This window comes from Grimontia sp. THUN1695 (genome assembly GCF_059704325.2).
Window position 1 is genome coordinate 668,586 of record NZ_AP046576.1, and the last position, 17,380, is coordinate 685,965.

General features: G+C 49.7%; 12 protein-coding genes and 3 pseudogenes. 13 read left to right on the top strand and 2 right to left on the bottom strand.

The window, feature by feature from the left end:
- Positions 1-49: 49 nt before the first annotated feature.
- The 7 genes and pseudogenes from istA to AC6IB1_RS03145 form a co-directional block, all read left to right on the top strand.
- On the top strand, positions 50-1,573 hold the full coding sequence (istA, locus tag AC6IB1_RS03115; protein WP_497566251.1) for an IS21 family transposase: 1,524 nt from the start codon (positions 50-52) through the stop codon (positions 1,571-1,573).
- A gap of 11 nt (positions 1,574-1,584) precedes the next feature.
- Entirely contained in the window at positions 1,585-2,328 is a 744-nt protein-coding gene (gene istB / locus AC6IB1_RS03120; protein ID WP_497566252.1) for an IS21-like element helper ATPase IstB, read from the top strand.
- A 91-nt stretch (positions 2,329-2,419) separates the two neighbouring features.
- Positions 2,420-2,635, top strand: a pseudogene (locus AC6IB1_RS03125) (transposase); the annotation flags it as partial.
- Between the two features lie 79 nt (positions 2,636-2,714).
- Positions 2,715-4,271 carry a carboxylesterase family protein gene (locus AC6IB1_RS03130; RefSeq protein ID WP_497566692.1) on the top strand — a complete coding sequence of 519 codons (1,557 nt, stop codon included), beginning with the start codon at positions 2,715-2,717 and terminating at the stop codon, positions 4,269-4,271.
- Positions 4,272-4,961: 690 nt separating this feature from the next.
- Positions 4,962-6,126, top strand: a pseudogene (ltrA, locus tag AC6IB1_RS03135) (group II intron reverse transcriptase/maturase); the annotation flags it as partial.
- 76 nt (positions 6,127-6,202) lie between these two features.
- A protein-coding gene (locus AC6IB1_RS03140) for an IS3 family transposase (RefSeq protein WP_497566314.1) occupies positions 6,203-7,314 on the top strand; the annotation gives its coding sequence in 2 pieces (ribosomal slippage) (positions 6,203-6,455 and positions 6,455-7,314; 1,113 coding nt in all).
- A gap of 17 nt (positions 7,315-7,331) precedes the next feature.
- Positions 7,332-7,631 (top strand): annotated as a pseudogene (locus tag AC6IB1_RS03145) (group II intron reverse transcriptase/maturase); the annotation flags it as partial.
- 171 nt (positions 7,632-7,802) lie between these two features.
- Here AC6IB1_RS03145 and AC6IB1_RS03150 read toward each other — a convergent pair.
- Positions 7,803-9,275 (bottom strand): phospholipase D-like domain-containing protein, encoded by a 1,473-nt coding sequence (locus AC6IB1_RS03150; protein WP_497566693.1) that lies wholly within the window; start codon positions 9,273-9,275, stop codon positions 7,803-7,805.
- Positions 9,276-9,523: 248 nt separating this feature from the next.
- Positions 9,524-10,414, bottom strand: a complete 891-nt coding sequence (locus AC6IB1_RS03155; protein WP_497566315.1) for a LysR substrate-binding domain-containing protein — start codon at positions 10,412-10,414, stop codon at positions 9,524-9,526.
- A gap of 113 nt (positions 10,415-10,527) precedes the next feature.
- On the opposite strand from AC6IB1_RS03155, the gene AC6IB1_RS03160 reads away from it, so the two are divergent.
- The 6 genes from AC6IB1_RS03160 (at position 10,528) to AC6IB1_RS03185 (ending at position 17,365) form a co-directional block, all read left to right on the top strand.
- Positions 10,528-11,442 carry a DMT family transporter gene (locus AC6IB1_RS03160; RefSeq protein WP_497566316.1) on the top strand — a complete coding sequence of 305 codons (915 nt, stop codon included), beginning with the start codon at positions 10,528-10,530 and terminating at the stop codon, positions 11,440-11,442.
- Between the two features lie 334 nt (positions 11,443-11,776).
- A complete protein-coding gene (locus tag AC6IB1_RS03165; RefSeq protein ID WP_497566317.1) occupies positions 11,777-13,309 on the top strand; it encodes a GNAT family N-acetyltransferase in 1,533 nt (510 codons plus the stop codon).
- A 375-nt stretch (positions 13,310-13,684) separates the two neighbouring features.
- Positions 13,685-14,320: a thermostable hemolysin gene (locus AC6IB1_RS03170; protein ID WP_497566318.1), complete on the top strand. Its 636-nt coding sequence runs from the start codon at positions 13,685-13,687 to the stop codon at positions 14,318-14,320.
- Positions 14,313-15,818 (top strand): AMP-binding protein, encoded by a 1,506-nt coding sequence (locus AC6IB1_RS03175; RefSeq protein ID WP_497566319.1) that lies wholly within the window; start codon positions 14,313-14,315, stop codon positions 15,816-15,818. Before AC6IB1_RS03170 ends, AC6IB1_RS03175 begins: the two co-directional genes overlap by 8 nt.
- A gap of 29 nt (positions 15,819-15,847) precedes the next feature.
- Positions 15,848-16,537, top strand: coding sequence for an iron-containing redox enzyme family protein (locus AC6IB1_RS03180; RefSeq protein ID WP_497566320.1), 690 nt, complete (start codon positions 15,848-15,850; stop codon positions 16,535-16,537).
- Positions 16,538-16,546: 9 nt separating this feature from the next.
- The gene (locus AC6IB1_RS03185) at positions 16,547-17,365 is read left to right on the top strand and encodes an SDR family oxidoreductase (protein ID WP_497566694.1); all 819 of its coding nucleotides are present in this window, start codon (positions 16,547-16,549) and stop codon (positions 17,363-17,365) included.
- Positions 17,366-17,380: the final 15 nt, after the last annotated feature.

The window sequence follows — 17,380 nt, forward strand, 5'->3', positions numbered from 1 at the left end:
CCACTGACTTTTCGTTGGCGAGTGAGGGGTAGGTTTGAAAAGGATCACAATGCGTAAAATCAGAGAGGTTTTAAGGCTGCATTTCTCGGCAGGATTGAGTATCCGAGAGATCCACCGCAGCACCAAAGTCAGTGTCGGTAGTATTCAAACACTGCTCAGCAAAGCCAAGAGCATGAACTTATCCTGGCCACTGCCGGGTGAACTGGATGATGCGCAGTTGGCCCGCTGCTTTTATCCGCAAGCCGATACCCGCCATGCCAAGCGATTCCAAGAGCCGGATTGGGCAGACTTACGTAAGCAACTAAGCCGTAAGGGCGTGACGAAGCTGCTGTTGTGGGAGGAATACACTCAGCAATACCCCAACCGCTGTTACAGTTATTCCCAGTTCTGCGACCGCTATCTGCACTGGCTGAAGAAACAGCGCCGCTCCATGCGTCAGCATCACCGGGCAGGTGACGTCTTGTTCGTCGATTACGCAGGGCAAACCATGCCTGTTGTGAATCCACAGACTGGCGAGATCCGGCACGCCCAAATCTTCGTGGCGGCCATGGGAGCGAGCAGCTATTACTTCGCCGAAGCGACCTGGACGCAAGGTATACAAGACTGGCTGGGCAGCCACGTTCGGGCCTTTGACTATCTCGGTGGCGTCCCCACTATGGTGGTGCCGGACAACTTAAAAAGTGCCGTCACCAAAGCCTGTAAAAGCGACCCAGATATCAACCCGGCCTATCAGCAACTGGCGGCTCACTATGATACGGCCATCGTGCCGGCCAGACCGTATAAGCCGAAGGATAAAGCCAAGGCCGAAGTGGGTGTACAAATCATTGAGCGCTGGATATTAGCCCGGCTTCGCCATCACACTTTCTTCTCACTGTATGAGCTGAATCAGTGCATCAGCGCGTTACTGATAGAAGTAAACAGTAAGCCCTTCAAACAAATGGCTGGAACCCGTCAGCAGTGGTTCGACGAACTGGATAAACCCGCCTTAAAACCGCTACCGTGTCATGCCTATGAATACACTGACATCCGCCAGGCTAAAGTGAACATTGATTACCATGTGCAGTATGAGAGCCATCTTTACTCAGTACCGCATCAACTGGTTGGTGAGCGGGTTGAGCTTCACGCGAAGCCGCGCTTAGTGCAAATCTACTTCCAGGGTAAATGCGTTGCCAGCCACCCCCGTAATGACCGCTACGGGTTTACCACTACACCGCAGCACATGCCTGTACAGCACCAGCATTACCACAAAGTCAGTGAGGGCAGTCTGATGAACTGGGCGAAGGACATCGGCGATGACGTGCTTGTCTGGGTAAAAGCGCAGCTTAAACGCAAACCGCATCCACAGCAGGCGTTCCGCGTCTGTCTGGGCGCATTGCGATTAGCCAGCCAGTATCCACCGCAGCGGCTCAATACCGCCTGTAAACTGGCTAATCAACATCAGCTCTATCGCCTGCAACAGCTCAAAGACATCTTAAACAGTAATCAGGACAAGCTCATCAGTGAATCCAGCCAGGAAACACTGACACTCCCTCAGCACCACGAAAATATCCGTGGCCCACAGAGCTTCCATTAAGGAGAAAACCCATGGTAAACACCACACTCTCCCAACTGCACCAACTCAAACTGAGTGGCATGGCAAAAGCATTGAGCCAGCAACTCGAACAACCGGGCCAGTATCAGGACCTCTGCTTCGCTGAGCGGCTGCAACTGCTGGCCGACCAGGAAATCCATGAACGGGATAACCGTAAACAACAGCGCCTGCTCAGACAGGCCCAACTAAAACTTGCGGCAACCGCCCAGGACATCGATTATCAGCACCCGCGCGGCCTGCAAAAAAGTGTCATGACAGGGTTGCTTCAATGCGACTGGCTACAGCGGCAGCAAAACCTGTTACTGACCGGGCCATGCGGCACCGGGAAAACCTATATCGCCTGTGCGCTTGCTAACACCGCCTGCCTGAAAGGCTACACGGTGAAATACTACCGGGTGAGTCGTCTGCTCATGGAACTCACCCAGGCCAAAGCCGATGGCACTTACAGCAAGAAGCTGAAAAGCCTGGCTAAACTCAACCTGCTCATCCTGGACGACTGGGGACTAGAACCGCTAAAAGCCGCGCAGCGCAACGACCTGATGGAGATCATGGATGACCGCCATGGCAGTAGCTCAACCCTCCTCATCAGCCAACTCCCCACCGACCAATGGTATCAATCCATCGGTGATAACACGTTGGCCGATGCCATCCTCGATCGCCTGATGCACAATGCACACCGGATAAAACTGAAAGGAGAGTCAATGAGGAAAATACTGGCGACCGTTGACGCCACTTGAACACTTAAGTTAAAAATCGGTTAGCCAACGATGCGTTGATCTGAGGTGTTCAAATAAAACCGGAATGGCTGTTCAAGTAAATCGGAATACGCATTTACCGCCCTACAGTCCCAACCTCAATCCGATAGAACGGCTTTGGAAAGTGATGAACGAGCAGGTAAGGAACAATGTCTACTTCAAAAGTAAACGGGATTTTGAAGCGGCTATTGGCCGATTTTTCACTGTGATCCTTCCACAAATCGCAGGCTCTTTAGCGTCTCGTATAAATGATAATTTTCAAGTGCTCAATCCTGCATCTTCAAGTTGAATGGGTATATATCAACTTCAAACTAGGATTTATACTGACCTTATATTCCGATACGGAGCCGAATAAAATGAAAAAAACAATTATGCTAGTCGCATGCCTCAGTGCAGGTTTGATTCAAAGTAATATACTATTTGCCCAGACTCAAAATTCTGAAAGCTCAAGGGTAGTAAGCATTAAGTCTGGTAAACTTATGGGAATCAACCATGATGGCGTGAGTACATTTTATGACGTTCCGTATGCCAAAAACCCTTTTACGGCAGATCGCCGATTTCAAGCACCGCAAGCATACGAAACTTGGAACGGAGTATTAGATGCAACAAAAGCAGGTCAACCTGTCCCACAGCCTAGCCGAGATAAGAACACCACCTTGGTGGGGGCTCCCGATGCTCTAACTCTGAACATTTGGACACCTACGAGCGCCGTTGCTACCAACAACAAGCTATCAAATAAAAAGCTGCCAGTCATGGTGTGGATCCCTGGCGGCGCATTCATCCGAGAAGATGCAGCAGAGTTAGCCTACGACGGAACGAGCTTTGCTCAGAATGATGTGATTGTTGTAACGGTCAATTATCGAGTAGGCGTTGATGGTTTTATGCACCTTGAGGGCGCACCGGATAATCGCGGCATTCTTGATCAAATCATGGCTCTTAAATGGGTACAAAATAACATCGAAGATTTTGGTGGAGACCCTAGCCAAGTGACAGTCGCAGGTCAATCAGCCGGGGCAGAAAGTGTTGCCATTTTATTAGGTACCGAAAAAGCAGAAGGCCTATTCCAGAAAGCCATTATGCAAAGTCCTCCAATGGCATTTTTAACTCAGAAAGAAGCTCAGAAAATAACACAAAGCTATGCCAAAAAACTGAATATTCCAGCCACCGTTGAAGGCTTATCGACCATTCCATTTCCTGAATTAGTTAAGAACGTTATTGATATGAGTCATACTATACAAGATCGCAATGAATGGGGAATGATATCATGGGGAGGCACCGCATTTTTGCCCGTTGTTGATGGCGATATCATTGTCGAGTCTCCAATGAAAGATCTCGCTAAAGCTTCTCCTTCTATTCCGGTTATCGTTGGTAGCACCGATCAAGAGTCACGACTGTACCTAGTACCAAGTGGTGCCGTTAATAATACATCCGAAGAAACCAAGTCGCTATTATTGTCTGACTTGTCATTGAAAGGTAGCCCTGCTGATGTGTATTCAACAAAAGGCAATGGAAAATCTATTGGCGACACTTTTGCCGACATCCAATCTGACTTTACGTTTAGAATGCCAGCACTGCACATTGCTCAACAGTTAACTAAAAACGACAACAAAGTTTGGCATTATAACTTTTCTTGGATGTCACCTGCATTTGATGGTCATTTAGGAGCCGCACACTTTGTTGACGTGCCTTTTGTATTTAATACCACTGACAATGAACAAGCAAAAAGATTTGTCGGCTCACAACCTCCGATTGAACTTATTAACACCATGCATAACCAATGGCTTACATTCATCAAGACAAGCAAAGCTGATTGGTCTCCATACAACTTAGCGGAACGACCAACAATGCAATTTGATGTTAAATCGAAACAGGTCAATGACCCTAATAGCCTAGTTCGAAAATTGTGGGAAGATTTTGAGTTCTAAGTAAAACGATTCAAATATTGGACGGTGACTGCTGACATAATTCAGATTAGAAAAAGTGTAGGGCAAACCTATAATAACAAGGCGTTCATTAACGATATTTCTAACTTGAAAGGGGGCGTGCGACGTGAAGTCGTATGAAGCGCTGTTCACCGCTTAACGAGTGAACCATCTGTATCACCAGATGAACCTAGGAGCCTGAATAAAGTAGCGGCTCTGACAATGTAACGAAGAGTGGTCATAGACCAATCGGGATAGGAACCGCGAGGGGATGATCCTCCTGATAACCACAAATTGGGTGAGTGCTAGGTAGTCAGTATGATGAATGTAAGTGAATCCGCGCAAGGTGCGTTATTCGATGAAACAGCGGAAGTGGTTAACACGCTGTAGCCAAAAGGCACGAGAGTCGGAAAGAGATTGCCCCATGCTCTTTCGTGATCATTGCACTCTCCGCACTATAGCGGGCATCTAACCTGACATTGCGCGACATACGGAACACGGTAAGCCTGTATCACTCCCTCTGGGAAAGCCTACATAGCCGATAGTGATGCAGGTAGAGGAGGTCGGAAAAAGCCAAAGCTGCATTGTAATGATGCAGATACAGACTCATGTCTGAGCACGAAAGTGCGCCCACTTCCGACTGGTCTCCCGTTGCGAGAGAATTCGAAGAACTTTATTCAAGGAGAAACGCAAATGATGATTTCAAAAGAGATTAGTGCCTCTCCTGACAGTGCTCAATGGCAGTCAATCGACTGGAAATCCGTTGAAGCGCACGTATTAAAGCTTCAGATGCGTATTGCAAAGGCAATGAGGGAAGGTAAGCACGGCAAGGCGAAAGCCCTGCAATGGTTACTGACGCACTCTCGTTCAGCAAAACTCCTTGCTGTGAAAAGAGTGTCGAAAAACAAAGGCAGCAAAACGCCTGGAATAGACGGCATCATCTGGAACACAGATGCTCGCCGCATGAAAGCCGTCAATCAGTTAAGCAGAAAGGCATACACAGCTAAGCCGCTCAAGCGTATCTACATCCCCAAAAAGAACGGTAAACTTCGACCGCTGGTGATAGACAGAGCGCAGCAAGCACTCCACCTAACTTGCACTGGAGCCCGTGTCAGAAACACTTGCCGACCCCAACAGCTATGGATTTAGACCAAACCGCAGCACGACTGACGCTGTCGATCAGTGCTTCAAGTGTCTGGCGCTAAAGAGATCAGCCCAATGGGTGCTCGAAGGCGATATCAAAGCCTGTTTTGACAAAATCGGTCATCAGTGGCTTCTTGATAACATCGCCGTAGACAAGCGGATGTTGGAACAATGGCTAAAGTCTGGCTTTATGGATAAAGGGCTGTTTTATCGTACCGACGAGGGCACACCGCAAGGCGGGATCATCTCCCCCACCCTGATGTTAATGACGCTCGCAGGTCTTGAGCAGCTCATCAAATCCACTGCCCTTAAAAGGGGAGCTAGAGCCAACTTTATTGGGTACGCCGACGATTTTGTCGTCACTTGCGCTTCAAAGGAAGTGCTGGAGAACGATATAAAACCGTTGATTGCTGACTTCTTGGCGGCAAGGGGCTTAACGCTATCCGAAGAGAAAACGCACATCACTCACATCAACGATGGCTTTGACTTCTTGGGTTTTAACCATCGGAAGTACAAAGGAAAACTGCTCATTAAACCGAGCAAATCCAATACGCTGTTGTTCTTAAGTAATCTGCGCGAACTCATCAAAACGCACGTAACTCTACCTGTGAATAATCTTATCAAACTGATAAATCCGAAGCTCAGGGGGTGGTCGAATTACTATCGGCACTGCGTCGCGAAACAGGTGTTCGGATATGTAGGCTGTAAACTATTCTGTAACCCTCCCCGAAAAGCGGGTCATTAGCAATTAGAGTTTTTCCGTTTACACTGAAACGAACGGAGAACGTCTGATGAAAAAATCACGCTACACGGAATCGCAAATCGTCAAGATCCTCAAAGAAGTGGAAGCGGGTCGAAAAGTGAACGAAGTCTGCCGTGAATACGGCATTTCCGATGCAACTTACTACAACTGGAAATCCAAGTACGGCGGCATGGAAGCTTCTGATGTTAAACGACTGAAAGAGCTAGAGGACGAAAATCGAAGGCTCAAACAGATGTTTGCAGATCTCAGCCTCGAGCATCGTATTGTCAAAGATATCTTAGAAAAAAAGCTGTAACGCCAGCGGTTAAACGTGAACTTGTGGAATACGTTCGGCAACACTTTCAGGCCAGCTTAAGGATGGCCTGCCGCGTGGTTGGCATCAGTGATTCAGTGTATCGGTATCGTCCTGACCCGCATCGTGATGATGAAGTCATTGCCAAGCTGCAGGAAGCAGTAGAACGTTACCCTGCGTATGGCTTTGGAAAACTCTTTAAAGTCCTTAAACGTTGGGGGCACGCATGGAACCATAAACGGGTATATCGCGTGTATTGTTCGCTAAAACTCAATTTGAGGCGAAAGGGTAAGAAACGCCTCCCTAAGCGAGAACCAGTGCCGCTTTGTTGTCCTGATTGGGCGAACAGTTGTTGGTCTATCGACTTTATGAGCGATGCCCTTGTCTGTGGCCGGCGTTTTCGCACCTTCAACGTTGTTGATGACTTCAATCGAGAAGTGTTGGCCATTGAAGTGGACTTGAACCTCCCCGCACCGAGAGTTATCCGAGTCCTAGAGCGTATTATTGCTTGGCGCGGTGCGCCTCAAAAACTACGCATGGACAACGGCCCTGAGTTTGTCTCAACGGCATTGGCCGAGTGGGCGGAAGAGAACCGCGTTGAGCTTGAATTTATCCGACCAGGCAAGCCAACAGAAAATTCATACATTGAACGCTTTAACCGAACCTATCGAACTGAAGTTCTCGACATGTATGTTTTTAAAACGCTGTCCGAAGTCCGAGAAATCACCGAAAACTGGATGAAGGAATACAACAACGAGAGACCGCATGACTCTCTCAATGACCTAACCCCTTGGGAATATCTGGCTAAGTATGAAAGCAGGAAAAGCTCTAATTTAGACTGTCACTAAAATGGGGAGGGTTACAATTCCATGCGCTATGGCACTGGGCAAAAAGGCGTCATCCAACAAAATCTAAAACGTGGATCGCGCTTAAATACTTCATCAATCGGAAAGGCCAGTGGCAATTTCACGGTTGGCAGAAGATCTCAGGTATGGATTGCCAGTTCAATCTCTTCCAAATAGCCAAAGTGCCTATCGAGAGACATGTGAAAATCCGAAGTGCAGCAACACCTTTTGACCCTGAATACCAAGAATACTTGGCAAAGAGAAAGTCCAAAAGGCTAGTTCGCAACACTTGGAACGATCCTGCTCTGGCTGCGTTATAAGTTGCTGGGTATCAAACGATGCCTTTGTGGAGGCTTGAGCCGTATGCAGTGAAAGTTGCACGTACGGTTCTTAGGGAGACGACACTTGGCAACAAGTGTCGTCCACCCGACAGAAACGTGCCAGAGCAGAGCGGCCCGATACGTTTTGGTATGAGGCTTTATTCCTCCCCCCTAAAGCAACCCTTCTATAGGCAAAATACCGGCAAGCCATGCACCCATCCGTTTCCAAATGCTGGCTTCGGGTTCACTGTCGTAGATACTGCCTGTCGCGGGGTCACGCCAAACCAGCTCGCCGTTTTGAAGCTCAACCTTTAATGCGCCACCAGGCAATATAGCATTTAACCTGTCGACAACTTGTGCGGAGTACTCTGGCGTCTCTATTACAACGGCCATCTCTGTGTTGAGGTTTACTGAGCGGGGATCCCAGTTCATTGAGCCTACGATGATGTCTGTGTTATCTATCGCAATAAACTTTGCATGCAGGCTGGCGCGCTTGCTGCCAATTAAACTCCATTGCCGTTTGAGTTCAGCGCTGGCTTTCATCTCCCACAGCGTAATACCATTTTCCAGTAATTCTTTGCGGTATTTGGCATACCATCCATGCACGGCGAAGACATCGTTTGATGCCAGGCTATTGGTCACTATGGTGATATCGACCCCTCTCCTTGCAGCGTCTATCAGGGCTTGTGTACCGGCCTTCGTGGGAACGAAGTAGGGGGAGACTAACACAATGGAGTCACTGGCATTGAAAAGACGATTCGCCAATTTTTCCGCCAGGTCACTTTTGCGGGTATCTACCTTTTCCGGCAAATCAAACCAGAGCGTGGCGTTTCCCCAGTGAAGGGTCAATGTGCCCTGTTTCAGGTGTTCAAACAAGGCAAGCTGGGTGATGTCGTAGTCGCCATTTTTAAAGGGGACTGCCAACGCATCAGTATCGAAGAGGGTGGAGAGTGGGGCTTGTCGCTCTTTGTCTGATAGAGAGACCAATGCGTTGACAGGCACCGTGTGCTCGCTGTTCCAGTACAAATCAAACTGAGAGGCAGTTTGTGTCACCACTGGCCCAACGAGCAAAAGATCAAAATCACCAAACTCGACTTGGTTAGCGAACGAAAAATATTCATTGCCAATGTTCCTGCCACCCACGATAGCCGCTACGCCGTCTGCCGTAATGGATTTATTGTGCATGCGGTGGTTCAGGCGTGAAAAACTGTGAAGGAAAGAAAGCGGACGGGATATTCTGAGCAGGTGGGGATTGAAGAGGCGAATTTCGATATTGGGATGCATGCTGAGGCGGGCCATCACCGTATCATCTCTGCGCTGCATATCATCCAGCAGCAACCGTATCCGGACACCACGCTGCGCGGCTTCGTATAGACGCCATGTCACGATTTGGCTGGTTTCATCATCACCGAAAATATAGTACTGCAAGTCCAGTGTATGTGTGGCGCTTTCAATCAAAGCGATGCGTGCCAACAGCGCATCATCACCACTACCGAGTGAGTGAAATCCGGTCAACGTCTCATGGTTCCCCTCTTTGCGCAGGCGTTCAAAATAGGTTGCAAGGGGGGAGCTTGCCTGATAACCGAGTTGGTAGCTCGCGTGTTTGGACTCGGCCAGGTTTTTGGGGGAACCACTGCATGACATTAAACCAATGCTGCCAAACAGAAGTGCGAAATGTACCAGTTTCAATATGACATCCTTTTCAAGTCGTTGCACAAATTGCCCCCCTGGGTGCACTCCGAGTGTTCTGGTTAACCAATATAAAGTAGTATGAGGCATTAATGCCTGTTTCAGTTTAGACGCATCTAACAAATTGCCTGGGGATAACTGCCTGTTTCAGAATGTGACAACGTTGCCTTGCCTATACAATGGGAAGGGGCGGAACTGGTATGTCAGAATGCCGCCTCATCTGCTGCTGCGATTTGCTGCAACCAGCGGCCCAGTTTCAGGATTTCTGGCTGTCTGGCACGGTGCTTTTTATACACAAAATACAGGCTGTCGCCGGTTGGGATCTCATGGAGAGGAATACGGACGAGTTGTTCACGGTCAATTTCGTTCATGAAATAGTGATTCAAAAGGGTGATACCGTGGGAATAGCGTGCGGCTTCCGTCGCCAGCAGCATATGGCTGAAGGTATGGATTTTTACATTGTCTGGCATGTCAAACCCACCTGCTTTACACCACTGCTCCCAGTCATTTTCCATCAATGACCTAACCGATAACAACGGGTATTCCCAAAAGGCGTCTGGTAAAGGTTTATCTTTAATTTGTTGCCATATTTTGGTGCTGCATACCGGGTAAATGTACTCGTTATACAAAAGATCGTATTGGTAGTTTCTTCCCGGCGCAAAGTCAGTGATAAAACAATCGCCCATCTTGTCTGAAAGATCCGGCTGGTGAGCGTACATCTCTAGCGAGAGGTCAATCTCCGGATGCTTGTCACGAAAGTCTGACAGTTGCGGCATCAGCCATTTCACCGCCAGTGAACTGAATACCGCCAGGCGAAGGTTCCCTGCGACCCCTTCCCGAACTTGCAGGCTGGCACGGGCAATGGCCTGCAAAGGTTCACTGATATCGTCATAATAACGTTGACCAACCGCCGTTAGATGCAGGTTACGGCCTTGCCGCTCAAACAAGGATTCCCCCAGAAAATCTTCCAATACACGGATTTGGTGGCTGACAGCACTTTGCGTCACATTCAGCGATTCTGCGGCTCGTGAAAAGCTGTTCAGCCGGGCGGTCGCCTCAAAATAGTGTACTGCGCGAAGTGGGGGAAGCTTCATTATCTAAAAAACTCATGAATAACTAATAATCATCATTATACGTCATGGAAATGTGTCGCTACCATGAGTGTTCTGTGAGCTATGTAGCTTTTTTCAAGAGGGAGGTCGTTAGTATGCGCAACATTTCTGTCGGGATCGCGATGACCCTATTGGTGATCGGGAATCTCAGCGCCACGTTTTCTGATGCGTTGGTAAAAACAATGGAGGGTGGCCCTGACGGTGCACTGTTCCAGTTTGCGCTGTTTCGCCAGGTATCTGCTGTGCTTATCTTGCTTCCTTTTTGTTTAACGGCACCGGCAAAAAACCTGACGCTAGGACTTAAATGGCATGCATTGCGTGCACATATCTGGCTGTTGGGCGTGTTTTTTGCCATTGTGGCATTAACAACCATGCCGCTAGCAACCGCCAATGCGATCTTTTATGCAGCTCCCTTGATCATGCTTCCATTGGCTGCGATCTTTTTGCGTGAAAAGCTCTCTGCATCGTCCATTATGGCGGCGGTAGTGGGGTTTGTCGGTGTGCTTATTTTGGTGCGCCCAACGGAATTTAACTGGGCTGCGATGTCGGCACTGATAGTGGCAGTAACCCTGGCGGTCAACAACTTGTTGATCCCAAAAATCCCACGGGTTCAGACCGTACCGCAAACCTTGCTGCTGCATAATCTGATAGGTATTCCTGTGGCCTTTGCCCTGGCGTTGTATGAAGGGATGCCTTTCAGCCTGGATTTATTTTGGCGCGCCGCTGGCTCGACCGCCTTTATTCTGGTGTATGCCGCGACTTGCGTAATTGCTTATCGCGCGGCGGAAAGCAATAAGATTGCCAGTGCAGAGTACAGCGGTCTTGTGTGTGCCGTAGCGGTTGGGCTGGTCTTTTTTGGGGAGGTACCGGACATGCTCATGGTTGTCGGCACAACATTGATTGTGGTTCCCCTTCTGTGGCTGGCGGGCCGTGAGAAACATAAATCCCGTAAGGCGGAGAAAGCGGCTGCGCTGGCCAGTGTACAGGAAGATGCTGCAGAACCGGCGTAACTGGCCAAAAATATCACCTTCTATCACACGCTCTCCTGATGCTTTACAGGAGAGCGTTTTTTATTGTGTGCCGTAAATAACCCCCGAAATCAAAAGACAGCTCCTCGGTTTAGCTTAAAATGTCCACCACAATAAAAATTTAATATCAATTACTTAGTTGAATTCTGGTTGCGCAGGTTATTCTTATTGTCGTGCTGTCCACTTTTTCTCCACTGTCCATGCCAATTAAGCTGAAAGCTCGATGTTTCTGACGGGTTATCGCTTTGGGTTTTCCTGAGGATGGAACTTGTGGCATGCTCAAGGTTTCACCAATACGTGGTAATGGATAACCCGAATGGATAACAGCACCCCCATACTGTCACTCAGAACCATAGAGCCAACCGATTATGACGAATTGGCGGAATTGATGGATCTGGTTTTTCATGATGTTGGCGGCTCGTGGCCGAGAATGACCATTATGGATCTGATCCATCAGTTCCCGGACGGACAAATCTGCATTGAAGACAACGGAAAAATTGTCGGGGCCGCATTGACCATCAAAGTTGATTACAACCGCTTTTCCCTGCCCCATCTCTATTCTGACATCATCGATGAAAATAACGTTATTCAAAACCAGGTTACTGGTGATGCCATGTACGGGCTGGATGTGTTTGTTCACCCCGATTACCGTGGGCTCCGTCTTGGCAGGCGACTCTATGATGCGCGTAAAGAGCTTTGCCGCACCCACAACTACAAAGCGATCCTCGCCGGGGGACGTATACCCAATTTCCACCAGCATGCCGGTGAGCTTACGGTGGCGGAATACATCGACAAAGTGAAACGCCGAGAGCTGCACGATCCTATCCTGTCCTTCCAGTTGGCGAATGATTTTGATGTGAAGCGCATTATGCGTGGGTATCTTCCTGAAGACAGTGCCTCCGATGGTTACGGTACCTTACTGGAGTGGGACAACTTCTTTTATGAGGAAGACATCCACTCTGTCCACGATGTGGAGAAGACCTTGGTGCGGATAGGTGTTGTCCAGTGGCAAATGCGTGCCATGCGCGATCTTGAAGACTTTCTCGATCAGGCGGAGTTTTTTGTCTCTTCGTTATCGAACTATAAAGCTGATTTTGCCTTGTTCCCCGAGTTTTTTAATGCCCCATTGATGGGGCTCAAAAATGACCAGAACTCTGTGGAAGCGATCCGCTTTCTGGCCGGGTTTAGTGAAGAAATCAAAAAGCGGTTTTCCCAGCTGGCACTGACATACAACATCAACATTATTGCCGGCAGTGTGCCCGTTATCGAAGAGGAGAAGCTCTATAACGTTTCCTACCTGTTGCAGCGGGATGGTTCTGTCAACACCCAGTACAAAATCCATATCACCCCGCATGAAGAAAAAGACTGGGTGATTGACGGTGGCAACCATGTTGAGGTGTTCGACACCGATGCAGGGCGGGTAGGGATCCTCATCTGTTATGACAGTGAGTTTCCTGAGTTGGGCCGTATGTTGGCCGAAAAAGGAGTTCAGATTATATTCGTGCCATTCTGGACCGATACCAAAAACGGTTACCAGCGTGTTCGCCTGTGCTCGCAGGCAAGGGCCATTGAAAATGAATGCTATGTGGCCATCGGTGGCAGTGTTGGAAACCTTCCAAGGGTCGACAACGTGGATATCCAGTACGCGCAGTCGGCCGTTTTCTCGCCGTCAGACATCTATTTCCCGCACGACGCCACTTTAACGGAAGCCAACGCCAACACCGAAATGATCATTTTTGCCGACGTTGACCTGACCAAGCTTAAACAGCTGAATACGGAAGGGTCAGTGACCAACCTCCGTCACCGCCGACTTGATTTATACGGCGGCTTTACTGAGCCGGGAGAATAAGCCGGCGGCGCTTTGCAATGTGGCTTGCCTTTACCTCGAAAAATGCGGTGGTGAACGCGGGCCGCTGCCTGTCAGTGTGGATCAGATTGCCTTCGTTAACGGTTAAACCAAACACAGTGACCGGTAAGGCGTCGATATCCTGGCAAGAAACCGCCAGTTGAGTGCAGACAACCAAAGCAACCTATCGAACCGATGTTATTGATACTCCTGTCTTCTCACGCTGGTTGAGCGGTATTTGCACGGTGTGTAACGTTCAAAACAGCTTCTCATTGCGCTCCTGGATTGATTGGGGAAAACAAAAAATTCCACCTCTTAAGCTTCTCTTAAGACAACTTCCATAGCCTGTTTATAACGCTGGTATTTGGGGTAAGCGCGATGAACAAGGTTATCAATGGAATTGAGTTTGTACTCGTGGGGGAGCATCATCCTCTCCGGGAAAACGTCGAACACTATGTCAGGGAACGTTATGCCCTGGCGTTTGATGCCACCTTGTTGGTATTTATGCCGACATTTGCCTGCATCCTTGATGGTGATGGAGTGCTTCTTTCTGTGTGTGGCTTTCGCGCCGCAGATTCGGGGACCCTGTTTCTAGAACAATATCTCGACTCTCCTGCTGAAACGGTGCTTTCCCAGCAATTCGGCACTGTCATCCCCCGTGGTGCAGTGATTGAATTTGGGCAACTGGCATCATTCTCCCGTGGCGTCTCTCTCACCCTGTTTGCACATCTTTCGCAATATCTGGTCTCTTGTGGTTACCAATGGGGTATTTTCACCGCCACCGGCCCGCTGCAAGCACTGATGCACCGTTTTGGGCTTCAGCCTGTGACCTTGCAACGTGCAGATGCTTGCCGGGTTGAGAATGCGGCAAGTCTCTGGGGAAGGTACTACTCATTCCTGCCTCATGTCTCTGCCGGCAACCTTGTTGGGGGAGCCACACAGCTCTCGAGATTGCTGAATCAATCTACGGCTGTTCCGGGTCAGGGGAGAAAAAACGGAGGTATGCATGGATAGCGTATTACAACGAATCCAGCACTATGCGCAAAGCACGCCAGACCGCATCGCCCTGATTGGTCGGCGTGTGGACGGGAAACGTGCTGACGTGACTTACTCGTCATTGTGGCAGGACATTGAACACCTCAGCAACACACTGACATCATGGGGAGTGACATGTATTGCGCTTTATGCGGAAAACAGCCTCGCCTGGGCGAAGGTCGATCTTGCAGCGATGCTTGCCGGTGTGACAGTCGTGCCTGTGCCGACGTTTTTCTCGAGAGCTCAGCAGGCTCACCTGCTAGCGGCGTCCGGTGCAGAGATGTGGGTGGGGCACGGGGGCAGCCCGGACGTTGTTCCCTGTCACGAACTGGCGGGACTTCCCTGTTATTTTCTAACGCCTTCGTCATCCCATGTATCGCATAGGGGGGCGGCAAAAATCACCTTTACGTCCGGTTCGACGGGAACCCCTAAAGGCGTTGCTTTGTCAGCTGGGTTGCTGAATGCGGTGACAGCATCTCTGGCGTCCTCTTTTTGCCTTGAAGGCAAGTTTACAGACAGCATTCCTTCAAAGCATCTTGTCGCACTGCCGCTGACCACCCTACTTGAAAATATTACCGGACTTTACGTGCCTTTGTATCTTGGCGTGCAGTCAATCGTGCTGGGTGGAGAGGATGTCGGGCTACACGGCTCCAGCCAGTTTGATCCGGAACGCTTTGCTACCGCAGTCAGCACGTATCAGGCGGAGAGCCTCGTTGTTACACCTGCGCTGCTCCTTGCGTTGGTAGCACTGGCGCAGCGTTCACCGGGCTCCCTTTCTTCGCTCAAGTTTATTGCTGTCGGCGGTGCCAAAGTACCGGAGGCCTTGCTCACTTCTGCCAGACAACGGGGGCTTCCCATATACGAGGGATATGGTCTTTCAGAGTGTGGCTCGGTGGTGAGCATGAATACGCCGGAGCAACAAAGGCCGGGTAGTGTGGGTAAGCCTTTGCCGCATTGCCAGGTTGCTATCTCACGTCAGGGAGAAATCATGGTTTCCGGTGCATCCATGCTTGGGTATCTCGGTGAAATGCCGCTGACAGGTGCCGTACATACGGGCGATTTGGGGTATCTCGATGATGAGGGGTTTCTCTATATCACCGGCCGTAAAAAGAACCTGCTTATTACTGCTTTTGGCAGAAATATCAGCCCTGAATGGATTGAAGCGGAAGCCATGACCTTTCCCCATTTACGCCAGATCGTGGTATTGGGTGATGGGTGTGCTGCGCTCTCAGCCGTTGTTGCAACCGACAATCCGGAAGCGGCGATATCGGAACTGGAAAGTCTCAATGCGAAGCTGCCCGATTATGCAGCGGTCAGTCACCTCATCTTTACCCGTCCATTTTATTCCCAACCAGCGTTGCTGACGGAAAATGGGCGTCCCAAACGCGGCGAGTTTGCCCATCGTTTTTCAAAGTACATCCCAACAAACGTGCGCGCTGGTACAGGTAACAACCGTGTGACCAGCTGTTTTGAGTAAACAGGAACACAGAAAGAAGGTAACAGACTATGACTCAGGGACAATTTTTTCAACAGCTGGAACTGCAAACCTGCGACGCCAGAGAAGCGATGTTACAAGCCCCTATTTTTGAGGCCTGTCGCCAGGGGCATGTTGGCAAGAATACCTACACCGCTTTTTTGGTTCAGGCCTACCACCATGTAAAGCACACTGTGCCCTTGCTGATGGCGTGTGGTGCCCGGTTGCCTGAAAAGTATGAATGGCTTCGCCAGGATATCGGTGAATACATCGAAGAGGAAAAGGGGCATCACGAATGGATCCTCAGTGATCTCAAGCAGTGTGGTTTTGATGCAGGGCTGGCAAGGGCAAACATCGAGGAAGGTGCGGTAGGGTTATCAATTGAGATGATGGTGGCCTATTTGTACCACCAGATTGATCGCCGCAACCCGATGGCCTTTTTCGGCATGGTCTGGGTGCTGGAAGGCACCAGTGTCACTGTGGGTGGTGATATGGCGGTACGGGTGAAAAGCCTGCTTGGGTTGCCGGATTCTGCCATGACTTACCTCACGTCCCACAGCACACTGGATGTTGAGCATATCGGATTCTTTGAAACCCTGATGAACAACGTCACTGACCCGGATGATCAAGCCGCGATTGTTGACAGTGCAAACCGTGTGTTTGCGCTCTATGGCCAAATGTTGCGTGAGTTACCCATCCAGCAGAATGTCCGGGTGGCGTAGGAGGCAATGATGGATTTGATGGATAAACGCATCCTGTTGACTGGTGCCACCGGTGGGATTGGCAGCGAAATCGCCAGGGTTTTATCAGAAAAAGGCGCTGAGCTGGTCTTGGTTGGGCGTCAACGTGCTGGGCTGGAAAATCTAGTGCAATCCCTTCTCCACCCTGAACGCCATCAATGCCTGGTCGCCGATATCACGACTCTCCAGGGGATGGAGGCGATTGAGCGTCACTGTATGGGTATGCAACGTCAGGGTAAGCCAGTGGATGTGCTTATTAATAATGCAGGCTGTAACACGTTTCGGTATCTCAAAGACCGCGACGCAGATTCGCTCCGCCGCGAAGTGGACGTGAACCTGATGACCCCGATCCTGCTTTGCCAACAAGCCATGCACTGGCTAAGTGGCGAGGGCATCATCCTGAATATCGGCTCAACCTTTGGTGCTATTGGTTACCCGGGATATACCAGCTACTGTGCTGCCAAAGCCGGCTTGCAGCGCTTCAGCGAGGCGCTAGACCGGGAACTTGGCAGGGAAGGGCAGCGGGTTTTGTTTCTGGCCCCGCGGGCAACCAATACTGCGCTGAATGACAGCCGCGTACAAGCTATGAACCAAAAACTCGGCAATAAGACCGATGACGTGTCGTTTGTTGTGGCACAGATAATAAAGGCATTGGCGAATGAAAAACCAACAACCTGGTTAGGTTGGCCGGAAAAACTGTTTGTGAAAATCAATCAGATTCTCCCTTCGGTCGTGGCGTCTGCCATCCAAAAACAGCACGACGTGATTACCGAATATGCCACCACCAAACACGCTGTAACGAAACGTTAATTTGTCGAGGGAATT